The sequence below is a fragment of the Micromonospora sp. NPDC050686 genome (genome assembly GCF_040654475.1).
Lineage (GTDB): Bacteria > Actinomycetota > Actinomycetes > Mycobacteriales > Micromonosporaceae > Micromonospora.
The window spans coordinates 1-21,391 of sequence record NZ_JBFAID010000038.1; the positions used below are offsets into that span (position 1 = coordinate 1).

Here is a 21,391-nt window from a genome sequence, read left to right on the forward strand (position 1 = left end):
TCCGGCTACTACCCGCACCAGTTCCAGGTCGGCCAGACCGGCAAGACCGTCTCCCCGCAGCTGTATGTCGCGTTGGGTATCTCCGGCGCGATCCAGCACCGGGCCGGCATGCAAACCTCGAAGACCATCGTCGCGGTCAACAAGGACGCCGAAGCACCGATCTTCGAACTCGCCGACTACGGCGTGGTCGGCGACCTGTTCAAGATCGTCCCACAGGCCGCCGAGGAGATCCGTAAGCGCAAGTGACCCCGGCACGACGAAGCCGCCGCCCGGTGTTCGGGGTGGCGGCTTCGGTCGTCTCGTCCCCTTTCCCCGCGGCGGGAAAGGGAGCTGATCGGCGGGCCGGGGAGCTGAGCCGGCCCGCCGATCAGCCCGTCAGGCTGCCCCTCAGCAGGCTGTCGCCGGAGTGGGCGGGCTGGTTGTCGTAACGCTCGGCGAAACGTCGACAACTGAGTATGCCTGAAGGTCCACGTTCGGTGGCAAGGGAGGAGCACATCCCCGGACGCGGCGCGCAGCACACCGATCGAGAACTGCCGACCACCGCGACCGCGGCGGCGGCCGCGGCCGTCACCACGGTGGTCGCCCAGCCCGGCCAACGGCGGGTCCGCCGGGGCCGGGCGGCCGGACCGGGCCGCGGCACCCGGGTCTCCGCCCCTGCGCTACCGCGTGGTGGCCCGGGAGGAGTACGCGAAGACGAGGATCCCGTTGGACCGGTACTTCGCCCGGGACGGCCGGCCCCGGCTCACGCTGATCACCTGTGGCGGGCCGTTCGACCCGAAGACCCGCCACTACCGGGACAACGTCGTGCTGACCGCGGTGCCGGCCTGACCCTCCCCGAGCGGTCCCGGGTGCCGGATCCCCTCCGGCACCCGATGGGCCCGGTCAGTACGCTGAACGTGATGGCATACCTGGATCACGCGGCGACGACTCCGATGCTCGACGAGGCACTGGAGGCGTACGTCGCCACGGCCCGCGAGGTCGGCAACGCGTCGTCGCTGCACGCGGCCGGCCGGCGGGCCCGCCGGCGAGTGGAGGAGTCCCGGGAGCGGGTCGCCGCCGCGCTCGGCGCCCGTCCCTCCGAGGTGATCTTCACCGGCGGTGGCACCGAGAGCGACAACCTCGCCGTGAAGGGCGTGTTCTGGGCCCGGCGGGCGGCCGGCGCGGACCATGACCGGGTGATCTCCAGCGCGGTGGAGCACCACGCCGTGCTCGACGCGGTGGACTGGCTCGTCGACCACGAGGGCGCCCAGGTGAGCTGGCTGCCGGCGGACAGCGCCGGCCGGCTCGACCCGGCCCGGCTGCGCGCCGAGCTGGCCGCGTCCGCCGACCGGGTGGCCCTGGTCACCGCGATGTGGGCGAACAACGAGGTCGGCACGGTGCAGCCGGTGACCGAACTGGCCGCCGTCGCCGCCGAGCACGGGGTGCCGTTCCACACCGACGCGATCCAGGCGGTGGGGCAGGTCCCCGTCGACTTCGCCGCCAGTGGGGTGTCCGCGCTCACCGTGACCGGGCACAAGCTCGGCGGGCCGGCCGGCGTCGGGGCGCTGCTGCTGGGCCGGGACGTGGCCGCGACGCCGCTGCTGCACGGCGGCGGCCAGGAGCGCGACGTCCGCTCCGGCACGCTGGACACCGCCGGCATCGTGGCCTTCGCGGTCGCGGTGGAGGCCGCGGTCAAGGGCCAGCAGGAGTACGCCGCCCGGGTGTCCGCCCTCCGCGACGACCTGGTGCGCCGGGTGCGTGAGGCGGTGCCCGAGGTGGTCTTCAACGGCGACCCGGCCGGCCGGCTGCCCGGCAACGCGCACTTCTCCTTCCCCGGCTGCGAGGGCGACGCCCTGCTGCTGCTGCTCGACGCCCAGGGCATCGCCTGCTCGACCGGCTCGGCCTGCTCGGCCGGGGTGGCCCAGCCGTCGCACGTGCTGCTCGCGATGGGCGCCGACGACGACCGGGCCCGCTCGTCGCTGCGCTTCACGCTCGGCCACACCAGCACGCCCGCCGACGTGGACGCGCTGATCGCCGCCCTGCCGGCCGCGGTGGACCGGGCCCGCCGCGCCGCCGCCCTGCGCACCCCCCGCTGACGCCGGATACGCTCGGTGCGGACGAAGGGAGGGCGCTGGTGAGGGTGCTGGCGGCGATGTCGGGCGGGGTGGACTCCGCGGTGGCGGCGGCGCGCGCCGTGGACGCCGGGCACGACGTGACCGGGGTGCACCTGGCGCTGGCCCGCAACCCGCAGACGTACCGCACCGGGGCCCGGGGCTGCTGCACCCTGGAGGACTCGCGGGACGCCCGGCGGGCCGCCGACGTGCTCGGCATCCCGTTCTACGTCTGGGACATGGCCGACCGGTTCCACGCCGACGTGGTGGACGACTTCGTCGCCGAGTACGCGGCCGGCCGTACCCCGAATCCCTGCCTGCGCTGCAACGAGAAGATCAAGTTCGCGGCGGTGCTGGACCGGGCCGTGGCCCTGGGTTTCGACGCGGTGGTCACCGGCCACCACGCCCGGCTCGGCGCGGACGGCCTGCTGCGCCGCAGCGTCGACGCGGCCAAGGACCAGTCGTACGTGCTCGCCGTGCTCACCCGCGCGCAGCTGGACCGGTCGATCTTCCCGCTCGGTGACTCGACGAAGGCCCAGGTACGCGAGGAGGCCGCCCGGCGCGGCCTGGCCGTGGCCGACAAGCCCGACTCGCACGACATCTGCTTCATCGCCGACGGGAACACCCGGGGTTTCCTCGCCGACCGGCTCGGCGAGGCGCCCGGCGACGTGGTCGACGCGCTCACCGGCGCCAAGGTCGGCAGTCACAGCGGCGCGTACCAGTACACCGTCGGCCAGCGGCGGGGCCTGCACCTGGAGCGCCCCGCCCCGGACGGCCGCCCCCGGTACGTGCTCTCCATCACGCCGAAGACCAACACGGTGACGGTCGGCCCGGCCGAGGCGCTGGAGGTCTCGTCGGTGCGGGCGGCGCGCCCGGTGTGGACCGGTGGCGAGCGGCCGGCCGGGCCGATCGAGTGCGAGGTGCAGCTGCGGGCGCACGGCGACGTGGTCCCGGCCGCGGTGTCGCTGGACGCCGACGGCCTGCGCGCCGAGCTGCGCCGACCGCTGCGCGGTGTCGCCGCGGGGCAGGCGATCGTGGCATACCGGCCGGATCCGGCCGGAGACGTGGTGCTCGGCTCGGCCACCATCACCGGCTGACCGCGCGGAAAATGGCCCGGTGTGCGGCGGGTGGGGCTGTCGCGTGACGGGGATGGCCACATGTGTGGCAGGTCGGGTGGGGGTGTGGCGTCCCTGGGGGAGGGGACGGACGGGGGCGGATAGTCTTCGGCCGTGACTGATCAGTCCTGGCCCTGGCCCGCCGGTGCGGCGACCGGCATCGGTTCCCTGCCCGGCACCGACATCGCCGAGGCGCAGCGGATCGTCCTCGGCGAGCTGCCCGACCTGCCGCACCTGCCCGAGCTGCCGGCCCGTGGGCCCGGCGCCGACCTGGTGGGGCGCACCGGTGGCCTGCTGGTCGAGCTGCCGGTCGAGCTGTACGCCGCGCGGTGGCGGATCGCGCCGCGTCCCGGCCGGGACCTGCGCCGCGCCCGGGACCTGATGGAACGCGACCTGGACCAGCTCGCCGAGCAGGCCGAGGAGTACGCCGGCCCGGTGAAGACGCAGGTGGCCGGCCCGTTCACCATGGCCGCCGCGCTGGAGTTGCCGATCGGCGGCCGGCTGCTGCGCGACCCGGGCGCGGTCCGCGACCTCGCCGGCTCGCTCGCCGAGGGGGTACGGGAACACGTCGCGGCGCTCGCCCGCCGGCTGCCCCGGGCGGCGGTGCTGCTCCAGGTCGACGAGCCGTCGCTGCCCACGGTGCTGGCCGGTCGGGTGCCCACCGAGAGCGGCTTCGGCACCCACCGGGCGGTGGAGCCCGAGGTGGCCCGGGCGCTGCTGCGCCAGGTGATCGAGGCGGCCGGGGTGCCGACCGTGGTGCACTGCTGCGCGCGGGACGTCCCGCTGGAGTTGATCCGCACCACCGGCGCGGTCGGCGTCGCCCTGGACCTGAGCCTGCTCCGCGACCTCGACCCGCTGGGCGAGGCCATCGACGCCGGGCTCGGCCTGCTGGCCGGCGCCGCTCCGGCGCTGCCGCCGCCGGCCGGTCGCGCGCCGACGTCGGCCCAGGTCGCCGACCGGGTACGCGAACTCTGGGACCGCCTGGGGTTCCCGCGCCGCCGCCTCGCCGAGCAGGTGGTCGTCACCCCCGCCTGCGGCCTGGCCGGGGCCACCCCGGCGTACGCCCGGGCGGTGCTCGCCGCCTGCCGGGACGCCGGCCGGCGGCTCGCCGAGGACTGACGGGTTTCCCTGTCGTACCCGGCGGGCAGGATGGCCGGCATGGTTGGACGACTGCGTTCAGTGGTGATCGACACCCCCGATCCGCGTGGGCTGGCGGCCTTCTACGCCGAGCTGCTGGGCCTCCCGCTGGTCGAGGAGGGCTCCGACGGCGACGACTGGGTGGTGCTCGGCGGGCCGCCTGGGCACCAGCCGAGGATCGCCTTCCAGAAGGCGCTCGACCTGCGCCCACCCGCCTGGCCCGACCCGAGCCGGCCGCAGCAGTTCCACCTCGACGTCACCGTGGACGACATCGATGTCGCCGAGAAGAAGGCGCTCGGCCTGGGGGCCCGCCGGCTGCCGGGCGAGGGGGAGGGCTGGCGGGTCTACGCCGATCCGTCCGGCCATCCGTTCTGCCTCTGCTGGGACTGACCGGGGCGGGCTTGACCCGGCCGGGCATGATCATGGAGTGATCGACTTCGCACCCCGCCGGGCCGCCGGCTCGCTGTTCGGGCTCGCCTACGGCGACGCGCTGGGCCGGCCCACCGAGTTCCTGACCGTGGCCGAGATCGTCCGCCGGTACGGCCCGGCCGGCCCCCGGGAGCTGGTCGGGGCGCCCGCCCTGGTCACCGACGACACCCAGATGGCGCTCGCGGTGGCCTGGGCGCTGCACGACGCCTCCGGGCACACCCCGGCCGAGATCGAGCCGCTGCTGCGGCGGCGCTTCGTCGAGTGGTCGGTCAGCCCGGACAACAACCGCGCCCCGGGCATGACCTGCCTGCGCGCCTGCGGGGAGCTGGCCCGGGGCGTCCGTTGGCAGGAGGCCAGCGTGGCCGGCTCGAAGGGCTGCGGCGCCAACATGCGGGTCACCCCGGTCGGGCTGCTCGACACCGACCTGGACACCCTGGCCGGGCTGGCGCAGCTCCAGGCCGGCCTGACCCACGGCCACCCGACCGGCCTGGCGGCCAGCGAGCTGACCGCGTACGCCGTCCGGCTGTTGTGCGACGGCGCGGCGCTCACCGACCTGCCGGAACGGCTCGTCGCCCGGGCCCACGCGCAGCGCACCGTCTACCGGGCCGACTGGCTGGGCGACCTGTGGCAGCGCTGCGGCGGGCGCACGCCGGAGGAGTTCATCGCCCGCGGCTGGGACGAGTGCCTCGACGCGCTGGCCCGGCTGGACGACGCGCTGGGCCGGGCCGACGACGGCGGCGATCCGTGCCGGCACACGGGGGAGGGCTGGGTGGCCGAGGAGGCGCTGGCCACCGGGCTGCTCTGCGCGCTGCGCCACCCCGACGACCCGGTGGCGGCGCTGGCCCGGGGCGCGACCACGGCCGGCGACTCGGACTCGATCGCCGCTCTGGCCGGGGCCTTCGTCGGTGCCGCGCACGGCCTGGCCGGCTGGCCCGAAGGGTGGGCCGCCCGCATCGAGTACACCGACCAGCTCGCCACGCTCGCCGCGGGCTGGGACCGGCCGGGCGACACCGTGCCGACCGGCGGGGTCGGTCAGTAGAGGCGGTCGGCCAGGAGGGTGGCGCAGCCGAGGCAGGCCAGCGCGCCGGTCGGGAGCAGCCACCAGGCGGGGGCGGGGTGGCGCAACCGGCGCCAGGCGAGCGCCAGGGCGATGGTGGTGGTGACCACGGTGGCGAGCAGCGCGTACCAGACGGTGGTGGCGTGTGGCGGTGGCGGTGCCGCGCCCGGCGCGTGGACAGTGACCCCCGGGTCGGCGTACGGGGCGAACCAGGCGAGCCGGTAGCCGAGGAGCGGCAGCAGCGGCAGGGCCGCGAGCGACACGGTGGCGGCCACCAGCCGACGCGGCCACCCGAGCGGTGCGGTGGTGGGCCGGGTCACGGCACCAGCATCGCGGAATCGGGGCGGTGCCGGCAGGCCCGCCCGGTCAGGCGGGGCTCCGCCGAGCGTGCAGCCGCCGGACCTGGCGCCACAGCTGCGGGTCGCAGCTCCCGGCCCGCTTCTCGAACGCGGTGCGCGGCACCGGCAGCGGCTCGGCGAGGTCGAGCCAGCTGTCGTGTTCCGCGCCCGGGTCCCACTCGGCGGTGGGGATGCGGACGTGGTCGTCCCGGCCGCTCTTGTCCTGACTGGTGATCTTGAGCACCTCGGCGTCGCCGGTGCCGGCCCGCAGCACTAGGCAGGGGCGCACCTTCGAGCCGCTGCCGTCGGCGTACGGGACGTCGGCCCACCAGATCTCGCCGGGCCGGGGCGTACCGGCCGGGGTCCGTGGTCGCGGCGGCGCGGTCGGCCGGCGCCGGTCGCGGGCGGGCCGGTCCCGCTCCGGGCCGGTACGCGGGCCGGCCCCACCCCGTCCGCGCCACGCGTTCCACGCCCAGCCGGCGGCGACCGCCAGGACGATCAGCAGTCCCCACCACAGCCACTCGGGCATCCCGTACTCCCGCCTCTCCACCGCCGGTCGGCGCCCGGCGAACCGCCGGCGTGCGGCGATCCTCGCACGGTCCACGCCCGCTCGCCCGGTGGGCGCGGCGGGCGGGGACGCGGGTTGTCCCACCCGACCGATACGGTGCTCCGGTAGCGTGATCACGGAGGTCAGCGGTGTCCGAAGAAGCGATATCTCAAGAGGTCAGCCCCGCCCAGGAGGCGGCGGCGGGCGCCGAGCCGACCCCCGAGGCGCGGGAGCGGCACGCCACGCTCAGCCAGGAGCTCACCGAGCACCAGTACCGCTACTACGTGCTCGACGCGCCGACCATCTCCGATGCCGATTTCGACCGGCAGTTGCGCGAGCTCGAGGCGCTGGAGGCGGAGTTCCCGGCGCTGCGCACGCCGGACTCGCCGACCCAGCGGGTCGGCGGCACCTTCTCCACCGACTTCACCCCGGTCGCGCACGCCGAGCGGATGCTCTCGCTGGACAACGCCTTCGCCGACGAGGAACTGGCGCTCTGGGCCGAGCGGGTCGAGCGGGACGCCGGCGGCCCGGTGCCCTACCTGTGCGAGCTGAAGGTCGACGGGCTGGCGATCAACCTGACCTACGAGAAGGGCCGGCTGGTCCGGGCCGCGACCCGCGGCGACGGCCGCACCGGCGAGGACGTGACCGCCAACGTGCGCAGCATCGCCGACGTGCCGGCCCGGCTCACCCCGTCCGACGACTTCCCGGACGTGCCCGGCTTCCTTGAGGTGCGCGGCGAGATCTACTTCCCGGTGGCCGCCTTCGCCGACCTGAACGCCGGCCTGGTCGAGCAGGGCAAGGCGCCGTTCGCCAACCCGCGCAACGCCGCCGCCGGCAGCCTGCGGCAGAAGGACCCGCGGATCACCGCCTCCCGGCCGCTGCGCCTGGTGGTGCACGGCATCGGCGCCCGCAGGGGCTTCCAGCCGACCGCCCAGTCCGAGTCGTACGCGGCGCTGAAGGCGTGGGGGCTGCCGACCAGCGACCGCTGGCGCGTGGTGCCCGACCTGGCCGGGGTGGCGGAATACATCGCCTGGTACGCCGAGCACCGGCACGACGTCGAGCACGAGATCGACGGCGTGGTGGTCAAGGTCGACCCGGTCGCCATCCAGGGGCGGCTCGGCTCGACCAGCCGCGCGCCGCGCTGGGCGATCGCCTTCAAGTACCCGCCGGAGGAGGTGACCACCAAGCTGCTCGACATCGACGTGAACGTCGGCCGGACCGGCCGGGTCACCCCGTTCGCCGTCCTCGAACCGGTGCGGGTGGCCGGGTCCACGGTCGCCCTGGCCACCCTGCACAACGCGCGTGAGGTGGAGCGCAAGGGCGTGCTGATCGGCGACACGGTGGTGCTGCGCAAGGCCGGCGACGTCATCCCCGAGGTGCTCGGCCCGGTGACGGACCTGCGCCCCGCCGACGCCCGGCCGTTCGTGATGCCCACCTCCTGCCCGGCCTGCGGCACCCCGCTCGCCCCGGCGAAGGAGAGCGACGTCGACATCCGCTGCCCGAACTCCCGCAGCTGCCCCGCGCAGCTGCGGGAGCGGGTGTTCCACCTGGCCGGCCGGGGCGCCTTCGACATCGAGGTGCTCGGCTACAAGGGCGCGTCCGCGCTGCTCGACGCCGAGATCATCCACGACGAGGGCGACCTGTTCGGCCTCACCGCCGACCAGCTCGCCAACTCCCCGTTCTTCGTGAACAAGGACGGCAGCCTGGGCAGCAACGCCACCAAGCTGCTGGACAACCTCGCCGTGGCCCGGGAACGCGACCTGTGGCGGGTGCTGGTCGGTCTCTCCATCCGGCACGTCGGGCCCACCGCCGCGCAGGCCCTGGCCCGGCACTTCCGCTCGATCGACGCGATCGAGGCGGCCACCGAGGAGGAGCTCTCCTCGGTGGACGGTGTCGGCCCGACCATCGCCGCCAGCATCAAGGAGTGGTTCGCCGTCGACTGGCACCGCGAGGTGGTCGACAAGTGGCACCGGGCCGGCGTACGGATGGCGGAGGAGGCCGGCGAGGAGGGGCCGCGCCCGCTGGAGGGGGTCACCGTGGTGGTGACCGGCACCCTCGCCGGTTTTTCCCGGGACCAGGCGGCGGAGGCGATCCAGAGCCGGGGCGGCAAGGTGAGTGGCTCGGTCTCCAAGAAGACCGGCTTCGTGGTGGTGGGGGAAAATCCGGGTTCCAAGGCCGACAAGGCGGCCAGCCTCAAGGTGCCGGTGCTCGACGAGGCGGGCTTCCAGGTGCTGCTCGACGGCGGTCCGGAGGCGGCCCGCGAGGTGGCCACCGTCGAGGGCTGATCCCCCGGGTGTGGCCGGTCCGGCGTCGAGGTGGTCGCGCCCGGCGCTGCGGTGGCGTATACCAACTTAATTACGACTACGACCGATTCGTGACTGTCGCATCGGGAAATCAACCCGTCAGGGCTTTCATGGGGGCATGGCGGGCGGACCGGCCCGCCGCGATCCTGCCGCGGGAGGTGCGATGGAGACCGGCGACCCCCGAAACTCGGTGCCACCGGGGCGGGCGACGCCGTTCTTCGGGTTCGTGCTCGGGGTCGGCGCGCTGGCCGTGCTGGTGTCGGCCGGCCCGGTGGCCGCCCTGCCCGGCCGGCTGGGTGACCTGCCGGCGGCGTTCTGGACGATGGCGGCGCTCGCCGTCGCCTGTGACGCGCGGCCCTTCGTACCGCCCGGGCGGCGGGAGTCCTCCGCCGTCTTCCTCTCCACCTGCTTCACCTTCGCCATCCTGCTCGGCTGGGGTCTGGGACCGGCGGTGGCGGTGCAGGCGGTGGCGGTGGCCGTCTCCGGCTGGCGGATGCGGCACGCCGTCTGGCGTACCGGCTTCAACGCGGCCCAGTACGCGATGGCCCTCGCCGCCGCGTACCTGGTCACCCGGCTCGGCCCGGGTGAACTCTTCGACGGCGTCCGGCTGCACTGGACGGAGGTGGCGGCCGTCGGGGGCGCCACCGCCGCCTGGTTCCTGGTCAACTACGGCCTGGTCAGCACCGCCATACGGCTGCGCTTCGGCGAGCGGTGGTGGCCGGGCGTACGGCAGGGGCTGGCGTACGAGCTGCACTCCACCGGGTCGCTGCTGCTGCTGGCCCCGGTGCTGGTCGCCGCCGCCCGGGCCAGCGCGGCGCTGATCCCGCTGGTGCTGGTGCCGCTCTTCGCGGTCTACCGGATGGCCCGGCTCTCCGCCGAGCAGGAGCAGCTCGCCTCCCTCGACCCGCTCACCGGCCTGCCGAACCGCAAGGCGCTGCTGGCGGAGGTCGTCGAGCAGGTGCATCTGCACGCGGAACGGGTGGCCCGGGGCGACCCGGACGCCCACCTGGCGCTGCTGCTCATCGACCTGGACCGGTTCAAGCACGTCAACGACGCGCTCGGGCACGCGGTGGGGGACCGGCTGCTGGTCGAGGTGAGTGCCCGGCTGACCGACGCGGTCGGCCCCGGGGACCTGCTCGCCCGGCTCGGCGGGGACGAGTTCGCCATCGTCAGTACCCGGCTCGGCGGGCCCGACCACGCGCGGGAACTCGCCGAGCGGGTGGTCCGGGCGCTGGTGGAGCCGGTCTCGCTGGACGGGCTCCCGCTGGACGTCGGTGGTTCGATCGGCATCGCGGTCTTCCCGGACCACGGCGAGGACTACGCCACCCTGATGCGGCACGCCGACGTGGCGATGTACGACGCCAAGCACCGCAACGACACCATCGCCGTCTACACGCCGGAGTCCGACCACAACTCGGCCGAGCGGCTGGCCCTCCTGGCCGACCTGCGGCGGGTGCTGGAATGTGGCCCGGCCGGCGACGGCGAGCGTACCGGCGGGGTGCGGGGCGGGGACGGCGCGGCGCTGCCCGCCGGGACCGACGTGGTGCTGCCCGCCGGGGCCGACGTGGTGCCGACCGCCCCGCCGGCCTCGTCCCGCCGGTGGAGCCGTCGCCGCCGGGACCCGGTGGAACTGGCCGGCACCGACGAGCTGATCAACCGGATCGTCACCGGGGCCGACCCGATCCGCCGCCGGGCCGCGGCCCGCGCCAACGGAGCGGCCGACGACGTCGGCGCCGGGACCGACGTCACCCCGGACGGCGACGGGCGCCGCGTGGCGGGCTCGGCGGCTGCACCGTCGGCCGGTGTCGAGGTCGGTCGGGCCGCCGAGGGCGCCCCGCCCGCCGGCGCGGAAGCTGCCCCGACCGGAGCGGGCGGCACCCCTTCTGGGGCGGGTGCGGACCCGGTCACCGACCGACCGGCCGCCGGGGCCGTGCCGGCCGCCGGGGTCGAGGAGCGGCGGCCGGACGCCGAGGTCGGCGAGATCACGATGTACTACCAGCCGCAGATCGCCATCGCCACCGGCGAGGTGGTCGGCGTGGAGGCGCTGCTGCGCTGGCGGCACCCCCGGCGCGGCATGGTCGACCCGGGGGAACTGATCCAGGTGGCTGAACAGAGCGCCGTGATGCGCCTGCTCACCCGCCGGGTGGTCGACGACGTGGTCGAGCAGCTCGCCAAGTGGACCGCCGCCGGCACCGACCTGCGGGCGGCGCTGAACGTCAGCGTCCGGGACCTGCACACCGGCGAGGTCGCCGACCAGATCGACGACCGGCTCACCCGCTTCGGCGTACGGCCCGACCGGCTCCAGGTGGAGATCACCGAGGGGGCGCTGATGGCCGACCCGCGCCGGGTGCTCGCCACCATCTCCCGGCTGCACCGGATCGGGGTGGGCATAGCGCTGGACGACTTCGGCACCGGCTACTCGTCGTTGCAGCACCTGCGCCGGTTGCCGCTGTCGGAGGTGAAGGTGGACCGGTCGTTCGTGCTGGGCATGGCCGAGGACGCCGACGACGCGGCCATCGTCCGGTCGATGATCGAGCTGGCCGGCGCGCTCGGCCTGCGGGTGGTCGCCGAGGGCGTGGAGGACGAGCGGACCTGGCGGCTGCTGCACGCGGCCGGCTGCGACGTGGCCCAGGGCTGGTTCTACGCCCGGCCGATGCCCGCCGAGGAGCTGACCGGGTGGCTGGCCCGCTACCGGCCGGTGCGCCCGACGGTGCCGGTCGAGGAACAGGGCCGCCGCCGCCCCACCCGCTGAGCCGGACCAGCCGCGGTCGGCAGAACCGACGAGGCGCACCACGTCAGGGGCTCCGGGCAGCCCGCCCGCGCCGGGTCAAGCCTGACGGCGTTGTCGCCGCAGGTTGCTCGGCTTCGCCGCACCGGGCCGGCGCTCGCGGATGCCCGCCGTGGCGGGCGCCCGCCCGGCATGGCGACCCGGGGAGGGGGAGTCGGAGGACCCGGCGCGAGCGCGGGACAATAGACTCGCTCCGGTCACCGCGCGTCATCGCCCGACCGTCGCGCGGTCGGCGTGACCGGAAGTTCCAGCAGGACAGCCACGAAGGGGGCACCGATGGCCGCCATCTCCCGCGAGGAGGTCGCGCACCTGGCGCGACTGTCGCGGCTCGCCGTGACGGAGGAGGAGTTGGACACCTTCGCCGGCCAGCTCGACGTGATCCTCCAGGCGGTCGCGCAGGTCGGCGAGGTCGCCGCGGCGGACATCCCGCCGACCTCCCACTCCGTACCGCTGACGAACGTGCTCCGCGAGGACGTGGTGGTGCCGGGGTTGACCCCCGCCGAGGCGCTGTCCGGTGCGCCGGACGCCGAGGAGCAGCGGTTCCGCGTCCCGCGGATCCTGGACGAGGATGTGGCGTCATGAGCGAGCTGATCAAGAAGACGGCGACCGAGATCGCCGCCCTCGTCGCCGACGGCGAGACCTCGGCGGTCGAGGTGACCCAGGCCCACCTGGACCGGATCGCCGCGGTCGACGACCGGGTGCGGGCCTTCCTGCACGTCGACACCGAGGGCGCGCTCGCCGCCGCCCGGGCGGTCGACGAGCGCCGGGCCGCCGGCGAGCAGCTCGGCCCGCTGGCCGGCGTGCCGGTCGCCGTGAAGGACGTGCTCACCACCAAGGGCGTGCCGACCACCGTCGGGTCGAAGATCCTCGAGGGCTGGCGCCCGCCGTACGACGCGACGATCGTGCAGCGGTTGCGCGAGGCGGGCACGGTGATGCTCGGCAAGACCAACATGGACGAGTTCGCGATGGGCTCCTCCACGGAATACTCCGCGTACGGCGCGACCCACAACCCGTGGGACCTGGGCCGGATCCCGGGCGGCTCGGGTGGCGGCAGCGCCGCCGCGCTGGCCGCGTGCGAGGCGCCGCTGGCCATCGGCTCGGACACCGGCGGCTCGATCCGCCAGCCCGGCGCGGTCACCGGCACCGTCGGCGCGAAGCCCACCTACGGCGGCACCTCCCGGTACGGCCTGGTGGCGTTCTCCTCCTCGCTGGACACCCCCGGCCCGTGCGCCCGTACGGTGCTCGACGCCGCGCTGCTGCACCAGGTGATCGGCGGCCACGACCCGCGCGACTCCACCTCTGTCCCGCAGCCGGTGCCGGACGTGGTGGCCGCGGCCCGGCGCGGCGCGACCGGCGACCTGACCGGTGTGAAGCTGGGCGTGGTCACCGAGTTCTCCGGCGAGGGCGCCGAGCCGGGCGTGCTGGCCGCGTTCCGGGACGCGGTGGAGGCGCTGACCAAGCTGGGCGCCGAGATCGTCGAGGTCTCCTGCCCGCACTTCCGGTACGCGCTGCCGGCGTACTACCTGATCGCGCCGAGCGAGTGCTCCTCCAACCTGGCCCGCTTCGACGGGGTCCGGTTCGGCCTGCGCGAGGGCGACGACGGCAACCGGTCGCTGGAGGAGGTCATGTCGCTGACCCGGGACGCCGGCTTCGGCCCCGAGGTCAAGCGCCGGATCATGCTCGGCACGTACGCGCTCTCCTCGGGCTACTACGACGCCTACTACGGCCAGGCGCAGAAGGTCCGGACGCTGATCACCCGGGACTTCACCGCCGCGTTCGAGCAGGTGGACGCCCTCATCTCGCCGACCACGCCGTTCGTGGCGTTCGAGATGGGCGCGCGCACCTCGGACCCGTACCAGATGTACCTGGCGGACCTGTTCACCATCCCCACCAACCTGTACGGCGGCCCGGGCATCTCGGTGCCGTGCGGGCTGGCCGACGGGCTGCCGGTGGGCCTGCAGGTGATGGCCCCGACGATGGCGGACGACCGGATGTACCGGGTGGCCGCCGCCCTGGAGTCCGTGGTCGGCACGCTCACCCCGCCGGCGTTGTGATCCTGCCCCCGCGGGGCGGCCACCGGCCGCCCCGCGGGACGTGCCGGCGCCAGCCCTGCGACCGGAGCAGCACCACCGCACAGAGCACGCCGACCGCCGCCACCACCCGGACGACGACGCCCGCGTCGCGCGCCAGCAGCCACGACCGGGAGAGCAGCAGCGAGGCGGTCCGCGGGTTCGTCGTGGTCGATCCCTACCCGGGCGCCGGCGCGGCCACGCCGAGGGCCGGCGGGCGGGACGAAACCCGGGCGCGATGATCACCGGCAGCCCCATTAGGCTGGAACGGTTCTGTCCGGATCGCGCCTGGAGCTCAGATGACGACGACACTGCCCGCGTACGACGAGGTCGTCGCGCGCTTCGAACCGGTGATCGGCCTGGAGACCCACGTCGAACTGGGCACGAACACCAAGATGTTCTGCGGTTGCCCGACCGACTTCGGCGGCGAGCCGAACACCCGGGTCTGCCCGGTCTGCCTGGGACTGCCCGGCTCGCTGCCGGTTGCCAACAAGGCGGCCATCGAGGCGACCATCCAGATCGGGCTGGCGCTGAACTGCTCCATCGCCGAGTGGTGCCGGTTCGCCCGGAAGAACTACTTCTACCCGGACATGCCGAAGAACTTCCAGATCAGCCAGTACGACGAGCCGCTCTGCGTCGACGGCTACCTGGACGTCGAGGTCAACGGCGAGTTGGTGCGGATCGGCATCGAGCGGGTGCACCTGGAGGAGGACACCGGCAAGACGCTGCACGTCGGCGGCGCCACCGGCCGCATCCACGGCGCCACCGAGTCGCTGGTCGACTACAACCGGGCCGGCATCCCGCTGGTGGAGATCGTCACCAAGCCGATCCCGGGGACCGGCGCGCTCGCGCCGGAGATCGCCCGGGCGTACGTCACCGAGCTGCGCGACGTGCTCCGCTCGCTGGGCGTCTCCGACGTCCGGATGGAGGAGGGCTCGCTGCGCTGTGACGTCAACACCTCCCTGAACCTGCCGGGCGAGGAGTGGGGCACCCGGACCGAGACCAAGAACGTCAACTCGCTGCGCTCGGTGGAGCGGGCGGTCCGCTCGGAGATGCTGCGCCAGGCGTCCGTGCTCGACGCCGGGGGCCGGATCACCCAGGAGACCCGGCACTTCCACGAGGACACCGGCGACACCACTCCCGGCCGGTCCAAGGAGACCGCCACCGACTACCGGTACTTCCCGGAGCCGGACCTGGTCCCGCTCGCCCCGGACACCGCGTGGGTGGCCGAGCTGAAGGCCGCCCTGCCGGAGCTGCCGCGGCTGCGCCGCAAGCGGATCCAGCAGGACTGGGGCCTGTCCGACCTGGACATGCAGTCGGTGGTCAACGCCGGTGCGGTCGAGCTGATCGAGGCGACCGTGGCCGCCGGCGCCACCCCGGCCGCCGCCCGCAAGTGGTGGCTGGGTGAGCTGTCCCGCCGGGCCAACGAGACCGGCGTGGAGCTGGCCGACATCGGGGCCACCCCGGCCCAGGTGGCCGAGCTGCAGGGGCTGGTCGACGCGGGCAAGCTCAACGACAAGCTGGCCCGTGCCGTGCTGGAGGGCGTGGTGGCCGGCGAGGGCTCGCCGACCGAGATCATGACCAACCGGGGCCTTGAGGTGGTCTCCGACACCGGCGCGCTCACCGCCGCCGTGGACGAGGCGATCGCCGCCAACCCGGACATCGCCGACAAGATCCGCAGTGGCAAGGTCGCGGCGGCCGGCGCCCTGGTCGGCGCGGTCATGAAGACCACCCGCGGCCAGGCCGACGCCAAGACCGTCCGCGAGCTGATCCTGGCCCGCCTCGGCGCCTGACGTGTGTTAAGCGGGGCCCCCGCCTACTTGCAGAATGCGATAGGCGGGGCCCCCGCCTATACCGAATGCGTTGAGCGGGGGCCCCGCCTTGCACCCGCATCCCCTCGCGAGGGCGTCAACGGCGACGCCCGGATGGAGTCACCCGTGAAGCAGCACGACCTCGACGTCCTCGACGAGATCCAGCGCCGCGTGCTCTGGCTCGCCACCCGGATCGTGGACGCGGCCAACCACGACCGGGACACCGGCGACGGGGTGAAGGTCGGCGGCCACCAGGCGTCCAGCGCCTCGCTGGTCACCGCGATGACCGCGCTCTGGTTCGCCCACCTGGACGCCGAGGACCGGGTCGCGGTCAAGCCGCACGCCTCGCCGGTCTTCCACGCCATCCAGTACCTGCTGGGCAACCTCGACCGGTCGTACCTGCCGAAGCTGCGGGCGCGGGGCGGGCTCCAGTCGTACCCGTCGCGGACCAAGGACCCGGACGAGGTGGACTTCTCCACCGGCTCGGTCGGCCTGGGCGCCGCCGCGCCGCTGTTCGCCGCGGTCACCCGCCGCTACGTCGACGCGCACTTCGGCGAGCGCCCGCACTCCCGGTTCGTCGCGCTGATCGGCGACGCCGAACTCGACGAGGGCAACATCTGGGAGGCGGTCGCCGACCCGGCCACCACCGGGCTGGGCAACGTGATGTGGCTGGTCGACTTCAACCGCCAGTCGCTGGACCGGGTCGTCCCGGGCATCCGGATCAATCAGTGGCGGGGTCAGTTCGAGGCCGCCGGCTGGCACGTGGTCGAGGTCAAGTACGGCCGCAAGCTGGCCGAGGCGTACGCCCGGCCGGGCGGCGCGGCGCTGCGCGACTGGATCGACCTGATGCCGAACGAGCAGTACCAGTCGCTGTTCGGGCTGACCGGGCCGGCCCTGCGCAAGCAGTTCCTGGACGGGGCGCCGGCCGGGATCGCGGAGTTCATCGCCGGCATCCCCGACGACGAACTGGGCCCGCTCGTCACCGACCTGGGCGGGCACGACGCCGAGGCGCTGCTCGACGCCTACGCCCAGTGCGACGCCGTCACCGACCGGCCCAGCGTGGTCTTCGCGTACACGGTCAAGGGCTGGGGCCTGCCGATCGCCGGCAACCCGCGCAACCACTCGGCGCTGCTCACCACGGAGCAGGTCGACGCGTTCCGGGCCGAGCTGGGCCTGACCGCGGAGACCGAGTGGGACCGCCTCGACCCGGCGTCCCCGGCCGGCATCCGGGCCGGCGAGCGCCGGGAGGCGCTGTCCCGCGCGCCGCGCGAGCGGGCGCTGGGGGTCGCCGTTCCGGAAACCACCCGGGTACGCGTCAACAAGCCGGTCTCCACCCAGGAGGTCTTCGGCCGGGTGCTGGTGGACCTGGCCCGCGATCCGCAGGTCGCGCCCTACCTGGTGACCACCGCGCCGGACGTGGCCACCTCCACCAACCTGGCCGGGTTCATCAACAAGACCGGCGTGTTCGCCCCGACCGAGCAGCGCTCCTGGTCCGAGGACCGGATGCTGCGCTGGACGGAGAGCCCGGCGGGGCAGCACATCGAGCTGGGCATCTCGGAGATGAACCTGTTCCTGCTGCTTGGCCAGCTCGGGCTGTCGTGGGACCTGTCCGGGCAGCCGCTGCTGCCGGTGGGCACGGTCTACGACCCGTTCGTGCTGCGCGGCCTGGACGCGTTCCTCTACGGCACCTACTCGGGGTCCCGGTTCGTGGTGGCCGGCACCCCGTCGGGCATCACCCTGGCCCCCGAGGGTGGCGCCCACCAGTCCACGATCACCGCCAGCGTGGGCCTGGAGCTACCCGGGGTGACCTTCGTCGAGCCCGCGTACGCCGCCAGCCTGGACTGGCTGCTCTGCGACGCGCTGGGGCAGATCGCCGGCGGCGGGGCGCCCGCCACCACGGCCGCGCCCGCCGAGGACGGCGCGTACTACTTCCGGCTCAGCACCCGTCCGGTCGACCAGGCGCCGTTCGAGGCGGCGCGGGCCCGGATCGGCGACGCGGTGCTGCGCCGGCAGGTGGTCGCCGGGGCGTACCGCCTGGTGGACGCGCACCAGGCGTACCCGGATCTGGTGGACGCCCCGCAGGTGCAGCTGGCGGCCTCCGGCGCGGTGCTGCCGGAGGTCCTCGCCGCGGCGGCGGAGCTGGCCGAGGAGGGCGTCGCGGCGCACGTGGTCGACGTGACCAGCCTGGATCGGCTCTACCGGGCCTGGCAGCGGACCCTGCGCCAGGGGGTGCGGACGGCGACCGTGCCGAGCGTGCCGGGCGCGCTGCGCTCCGCCTTCGCCCAGCGGGTGCCGGTGGTGACCGTGCACGACGCGGCCTCGCACGCGATGGCCTGGCTCGGCTCGGCGCTGGCCGCCCCGGCGGTCCCGCTCGGGGTGGACGAGTTCGGCCAGTCGGGCAGCGTCCGCGAGCTGTACGAGCTGCACGACCTGCTGCCCGGAAGCATCGTCAACGCCGCCCTGGCCGCCCTGTCGCTGCGCTGACCGCCCTGTCGTTGCGCTGACTGCCGTCCCCGAGGCCGTGCGGGCGTCCCTGGCCACGTTCGTGCCGGGCGGCTGTCACGGGAAGTGATCGTTGCGGAGCGTGATCGTCCTGGCTCCGCCGCACTGCCCTCGTCGAGCCTTTGCTCTGCTTCACCCCCCGCAACACCGGCTCTGACCAGGTGCGGAGCGCCTCACCCTCGCTCCTGCCCGACTGCAAGCGGTAACTGTTGCGTCCGCTGAAGCAGAGCAAAGGCGGCCGAAGGGGTGGGCGCCGGCCGGAGTGAAGGTCGGGACTGATGGCGGAGGGTGACGGTGCGGGGCGGGCCGGGGGTGGGGTGGGACGACGGCTCAGCGGGTGGCGGTCGGGCTCGGCGCCGTGCCGCTCGGGGGGACCGGTGACTCGGAGCCGCCCCGGGTCGGCGTCGGCGTCACCGGCACCGCGTCACCCTCGGCCGGGTTCTTGATGACGTGCCGCTCCAGGTTGACCTGGGCCTGCCCGGTGCCGCCGACGGTGATGTCGTCGTACGCCTGGAGTTGCTTCTCCTGGTCGAAGTAGAGCACCGTCATCGACAGCGGGGTGGGCTTCTCGCCCTCCAGGCCGCGCAGCCCGGCCCCGCCGGTGGAGCCCTCCACCATCAGCGTGGTGGGCTTCTTGCCGGGCACCTCCGGCAGCTTCGACACCTGCCGGGCGTGGGTGTGCCCGGCGAGCACCAGCGGGCAGGCGCCGGAGAGCGGGCCGGCCGACGCCGGGTCGTGCACCAGCGCGATGTTCACCGGGCGCGGCGATCTGGCGATCGTCGCGGCGAGCTGTTCGCCCGTGGAGATCACCTGGTTCGCCACCTGCGGGGTGAGGTCGCTGCCGGCCGGCGAGGTGTTCTTGTCCGGGGTGAACCGGGGGTCGCCGATGCCGGCGATTGTCAGCCCGTCGACGGTGACGGTCGAGTTGTTCAGCACGATCGCGTTGGGCTGCGCGGCCACCGCGGCGGCCGTCCGGGGCGAGTCGTGGTTGCCCCGGATGTAGACGTACGGCTTCTTGAGCACGCCGATGGAGTTGACGAACGACGCCTCCGGCTCGCTGCCCCAGTCGGTGATGTCCCCGGTGTCGATCACCACGTTGATGCCGAACTGGTCGACCACGGTGCGGATCAGCTGCCAGCCGGTCGGGTTCAGGTGCATGTCCGACACGTGCAGTACCCGGGTGGTGCCGGGCGCGGGCTGGTAGACCGGCAGCGCCGAGACGGTGGTGTAGAGCTTGCTGACGTTGCCGACCAGGCGCTGGAGCTGCTCGGCGTACTTGGTGTAGTCGTTGGCGATCCGCCGGGCGTCACCGACGATCGCCGGCGCGTTCACCAGCAGCCCTTCGTAGCGAGGTTCCTCGATGGCCTGTGGTCGCATGGTGCCGGCGGCCAGCCCCAGGCTGCCCCCGGTGATCACCAGCGCCAGCCCGCCGGCCCAGGCGGTGCGCCGGGTGTCGCGGAAGGCCAGCGCCGCCAGCAGCAGGGTGGCCAGCACCGCGCAGGCCAGCGTACGCAGGCCCAGGCGCAGCACCCCGGCCCGGACGTCCTGGACGGCAGACTGGCTGGCCCGGCTGATGCTCGCCGGATCATCGATCAACGCCTCGGTACGGCCCTGGTCCAGCGCGCCCAACTGGACCGTCAGGTGGGTCGGCCCGTCGTGGCTGTCCAGGATCAGCGCGCCCAGCGGGGGGATGTCGACGGTGGTGCTGCCGGTCAGCGCGGGGCGCAGGCTGAGTTCGGCCCGGAACGGCCCGATGTCGGTGAAGATATGCCCACCGGCGTACGTGCCGGCGACCACCCCGCCGAAGGTGACCGCGAGGACGGCCAGCGCCACCCCGAGCCGGCGCCACCCGCTGTCGCGCCTCGGCCGCCCGGGCCGCCGGACCCGGCCGATCCAGCGCCGGGTGCGCCCGGCCGCCGGGGTGCGCTCGCCCCCGGTCTCGCGCCGCTCGTTCTCCTGACCGTCCATGCTGAGATTCTGACCTGCCCGTTGAAGGATCTTGGCAAACCCGTAGGAAGCCGACCGTTCAGCTGCGCCCGGCCCCGCCCTCGCCGAACACCAGGCGCAGGATCCGGTCGTCCTCCGGGACCGGATCGCCCCGGCCGTCATGGTTGGAAGTGCTGACCCAGACCGAGCCGTCCGGCGCGGCCGCCGCCGCCCGGAGCCGCCCGTACCGGTCGGTGAGCAGCTCCCGGGGCTGGCCGAGCACCCCGCCGGTGTCGGTCAGCTCGACCAGCCAGAGCCGCTTGCCGCGCAGGCAGGAGGTGATCAGCAGGCGTTGGGTGGCGGCCAGCCCGGAGCAGGAGGCCTCCGAGGTCCGCCACTGCACGATCGGGTCGCGGTACCGCTTGTCCCCGCCCCGCCCCTCGACCACCGGCCAGCCGTAGTTGCCGCCCTTGACGATCTGGTTGATCTCGTCCCAGGTGGTCTGGCCGAACTCCACCGCGTACATCCGCTTGCCGCCGTCCCAGGCGAAGCCCTGCACGTTGCGGTGTCCCAGCGACCAGACGGGCGAGTCGGGGAAGGGATTGCCGGGGGCCGGCCGGCCCTGGGGGGTGAGCCGCAGGATCTTGCCGGCCAGGCTCTTCCGGTCCTGCGCGGCGTCCTGCTCGCCCGCGTCGCCGGTGCTGGCGTAGAGGAAACCGTCCGGGCCGAAGCCGAGCCCGCCGCCGTTGTGGTTGCCGGCCTTGGGGATGCCGGTCAGCACCGGGACCGGCTTGCCGCCGAGCGGGAACCGCACGATCCGGTTGTCCGCGTCACCGGTGAAGTAGGCGAAGACGGTGCGGTCCTCGGCGTACGCCGGGGAGACCGCGATGCCGAGCAGCCCGCCCTCCCCGGCCGCGGCCACCTCCGACAGGGTCTGCACCACGGTGACGGTCAGCCCCTGCGGCCCGGACTCCGGCCCGACCTTGAGGATCCGCCCGCTGTCCCGCTCGGTGACCAGCGCGCCGCCGTCCGGCAGGAACGCGATGGCCCACGGCACCCGAAGCCCCTTGGCCAGCACGGTGGCGACCACCTCCTGCCCGACGCCGCCCTGCCCGGGCGTCGCCGACGGGGTGGGGAAGGTGGGCGGCTCGCCGGCCGGGTCCGGCGGCGGGTCGCCGAAGCTGCATCCGGCGGTGGCCAGCAGCAGCGTCGCGCAGGACGCGGCGAGCGCCGCGCGGAGGCGGCCGGGACGGGAGTACGGCGGGCGGGCGCTCACTCG

Annotated in this window: 16 protein-coding genes and 1 pseudogene; 13 read left to right on the forward strand and 4 right to left on the reverse strand. The window is 74.5% G+C overall.

Going from position 1 to position 21,391, the window contains the following annotated elements; genetic code table 11:
• The 7 genes and pseudogenes from AB0H57_RS22150 to AB0H57_RS22180 form a co-directional block, all read left to right on the forward strand.
• A partial coding sequence (locus tag AB0H57_RS22150) for an electron transfer flavoprotein subunit alpha/FixB family protein (protein WP_357507483.1) occupies positions 1–246 on the forward strand: 246 nt, incomplete at its 5' end.
• 414 nt (positions 247–660) lie between these two features.
• Positions 661–828 (forward strand): annotated as a pseudogene (locus AB0H57_RS22155) (class F sortase); the annotation flags it as partial.
• A gap of 71 nt (positions 829–899) precedes the next feature.
• Complete coding sequence (locus AB0H57_RS22160; RefSeq protein ID WP_357509293.1) at positions 900–2,075, forward strand: cysteine desulfurase family protein; 1,176 nt, start codon at positions 900–902, stop codon at positions 2,073–2,075.
• Between the two features lie 38 nt (positions 2,076–2,113).
• Entirely contained in the window at positions 2,114–3,187 is a 1,074-nt protein-coding gene (gene mnmA / locus AB0H57_RS22165; RefSeq protein WP_357509295.1) for a tRNA 2-thiouridine(34) synthase MnmA, read from the forward strand.
• Positions 3,188–3,319: 132 nt separating this feature from the next.
• On the forward strand, positions 3,320–4,324 hold the full coding sequence (locus AB0H57_RS22170) for a methionine synthase (protein ID WP_357509296.1): 1,005 nt from the start codon (positions 3,320–3,322) through the stop codon (positions 4,322–4,324).
• 39 nt (positions 4,325–4,363) lie between these two features.
• Complete coding sequence (locus AB0H57_RS22175; RefSeq protein WP_357509298.1) at positions 4,364–4,732, forward strand: VOC family protein; 369 nt, start codon at positions 4,364–4,366, stop codon at positions 4,730–4,732.
• 37 nt (positions 4,733–4,769) lie between these two features.
• Positions 4,770–5,810, forward strand: a complete 1,041-nt coding sequence (locus tag AB0H57_RS22180) for an ADP-ribosylglycohydrolase family protein (protein ID WP_357509300.1) — start codon at positions 4,770–4,772, stop codon at positions 5,808–5,810.
• On the opposite strand, the gene AB0H57_RS22185 is transcribed toward AB0H57_RS22180, so the two are convergent.
• Positions 5,804–6,148: a hypothetical protein gene (locus AB0H57_RS22185; protein ID WP_357509302.1), complete on the reverse strand. Its 345-nt coding sequence runs from the start codon at positions 6,146–6,148 to the stop codon at positions 5,804–5,806. The two genes, AB0H57_RS22180 and AB0H57_RS22185, sit on opposite strands and share 7 nt — an antisense overlap.
• Positions 6,149–6,194: 46 nt before the next feature.
• The gene (locus AB0H57_RS22190) at positions 6,195–6,695 is read right to left on the reverse strand and encodes a type II toxin-antitoxin system PemK/MazF family toxin (RefSeq protein WP_357509304.1); all 501 of its coding nucleotides are present in this window, start codon (positions 6,693–6,695) and stop codon (positions 6,195–6,197) included.
• Positions 6,696–6,862: 167 nt separating this feature from the next.
• Between AB0H57_RS22190 and ligA the strand changes: the two genes are divergently transcribed.
• The 6 genes from ligA (at position 6,863) to AB0H57_RS22220 (ending at position 18,168) form a co-directional block, all read left to right on the forward strand.
• Positions 6,863–8,998 carry an NAD-dependent DNA ligase LigA gene (gene ligA, locus AB0H57_RS22195; protein WP_357509306.1) on the forward strand — a complete coding sequence of 712 codons (2,136 nt, stop codon included), beginning with the start codon at positions 6,863–6,865 and terminating at the stop codon, positions 8,996–8,998.
• A 181-nt stretch (positions 8,999–9,179) separates the two neighbouring features.
• The gene (locus AB0H57_RS22200) at positions 9,180–11,768 is read left to right on the forward strand and encodes a bifunctional diguanylate cyclase/phosphodiesterase (protein ID WP_357509308.1); all 2,589 of its coding nucleotides are present in this window, start codon (positions 9,180–9,182) and stop codon (positions 11,766–11,768) included.
• 312 nt (positions 11,769–12,080) lie between these two features.
• Positions 12,081–12,386: an Asp-tRNA(Asn)/Glu-tRNA(Gln) amidotransferase subunit GatC gene (gene gatC, locus AB0H57_RS22205; RefSeq protein ID WP_222953153.1), complete on the forward strand. Its 306-nt coding sequence runs from the start codon at positions 12,081–12,083 to the stop codon at positions 12,384–12,386.
• Positions 12,383–13,858 carry an Asp-tRNA(Asn)/Glu-tRNA(Gln) amidotransferase subunit GatA gene (gene gatA / locus AB0H57_RS22210; protein WP_357509310.1) on the forward strand — a complete coding sequence of 492 codons (1,476 nt, stop codon included), beginning with the start codon at positions 12,383–12,385 and terminating at the stop codon, positions 13,856–13,858. The genes gatC and gatA overlap by 4 nt, the downstream gene beginning before the upstream one ends.
• Before the next feature lie 314 nt (positions 13,859–14,172).
• The gene (gene gatB, locus AB0H57_RS22215; RefSeq protein ID WP_357509312.1) at positions 14,173–15,666 is read left to right on the forward strand and encodes an Asp-tRNA(Asn)/Glu-tRNA(Gln) amidotransferase subunit GatB; all 1,494 of its coding nucleotides are present in this window, start codon (positions 14,173–14,175) and stop codon (positions 15,664–15,666) included.
• 144 nt (positions 15,667–15,810) lie between these two features.
• On the forward strand, positions 15,811–18,168 hold the full coding sequence (locus tag AB0H57_RS22220; protein WP_357509314.1) for a transketolase C-terminal domain-containing protein: 2,358 nt from the start codon (positions 15,811–15,813) through the stop codon (positions 18,166–18,168).
• Between the two features lie 348 nt (positions 18,169–18,516).
• Here AB0H57_RS22220 and AB0H57_RS22225 read toward each other — a convergent pair whose 3' ends face one another.
• Together AB0H57_RS22225 and AB0H57_RS22230 are read right to left on the reverse strand one after the other, a co-directional pair.
• A complete protein-coding gene (locus tag AB0H57_RS22225) occupies positions 18,517–20,154 on the reverse strand; it encodes a metallophosphoesterase (RefSeq protein WP_357509316.1) in 1,638 nt (545 codons plus the stop codon).
• Positions 20,155–20,212: 58 nt separating this feature from the next.
• On the reverse strand, positions 20,213–21,388 hold the full coding sequence (locus AB0H57_RS22230) for a PQQ-dependent sugar dehydrogenase (RefSeq protein ID WP_357509318.1): 1,176 nt from the start codon (positions 21,386–21,388) through the stop codon (positions 20,213–20,215).
• Between the last annotated feature and the right edge of the window lie 3 nt (positions 21,389–21,391).

Coding starts and splice junctions, on each gene's coding strand:
- AB0H57_RS22190 (WP_357509304.1), bottom strand. CDS start 6,695: ATGCCCGAGTGGCTGTGGTGGGGACTGCTGATCGTCCTGGCGGTCGCC.
- gatC (WP_222953153.1), top strand. CDS start 12,081: ATGGCCGCCATCTCCCGCGAGGAGGTCGCGCACCTGGCGCGACTGTCG.
- gatA (WP_357509310.1), top strand. CDS start 12,383: ATGAGCGAGCTGATCAAGAAGACGGCGACCGAGATCGCCGCCCTCGTC.
- AB0H57_RS22160 (WP_357509293.1), top strand. CDS start 900: ATGGCATACCTGGATCACGCGGCGACGACTCCGATGCTCGACGAGGCA.
- AB0H57_RS22175 (WP_357509298.1), top strand. CDS start 4,364: ATGGTTGGACGACTGCGTTCAGTGGTGATCGACACCCCCGATCCGCGT.
- AB0H57_RS22225 (WP_357509316.1), bottom strand. CDS start 20,154: ATGGACGGTCAGGAGAACGAGCGGCGCGAGACCGGGGGCGAGCGCACC.
- AB0H57_RS22200 (WP_357509308.1), top strand. CDS start 9,180: ATGGAGACCGGCGACCCCCGAAACTCGGTGCCACCGGGGCGGGCGACG.
- gatB (WP_357509312.1), top strand. CDS start 14,173: ATGACGACGACACTGCCCGCGTACGACGAGGTCGTCGCGCGCTTCGAA.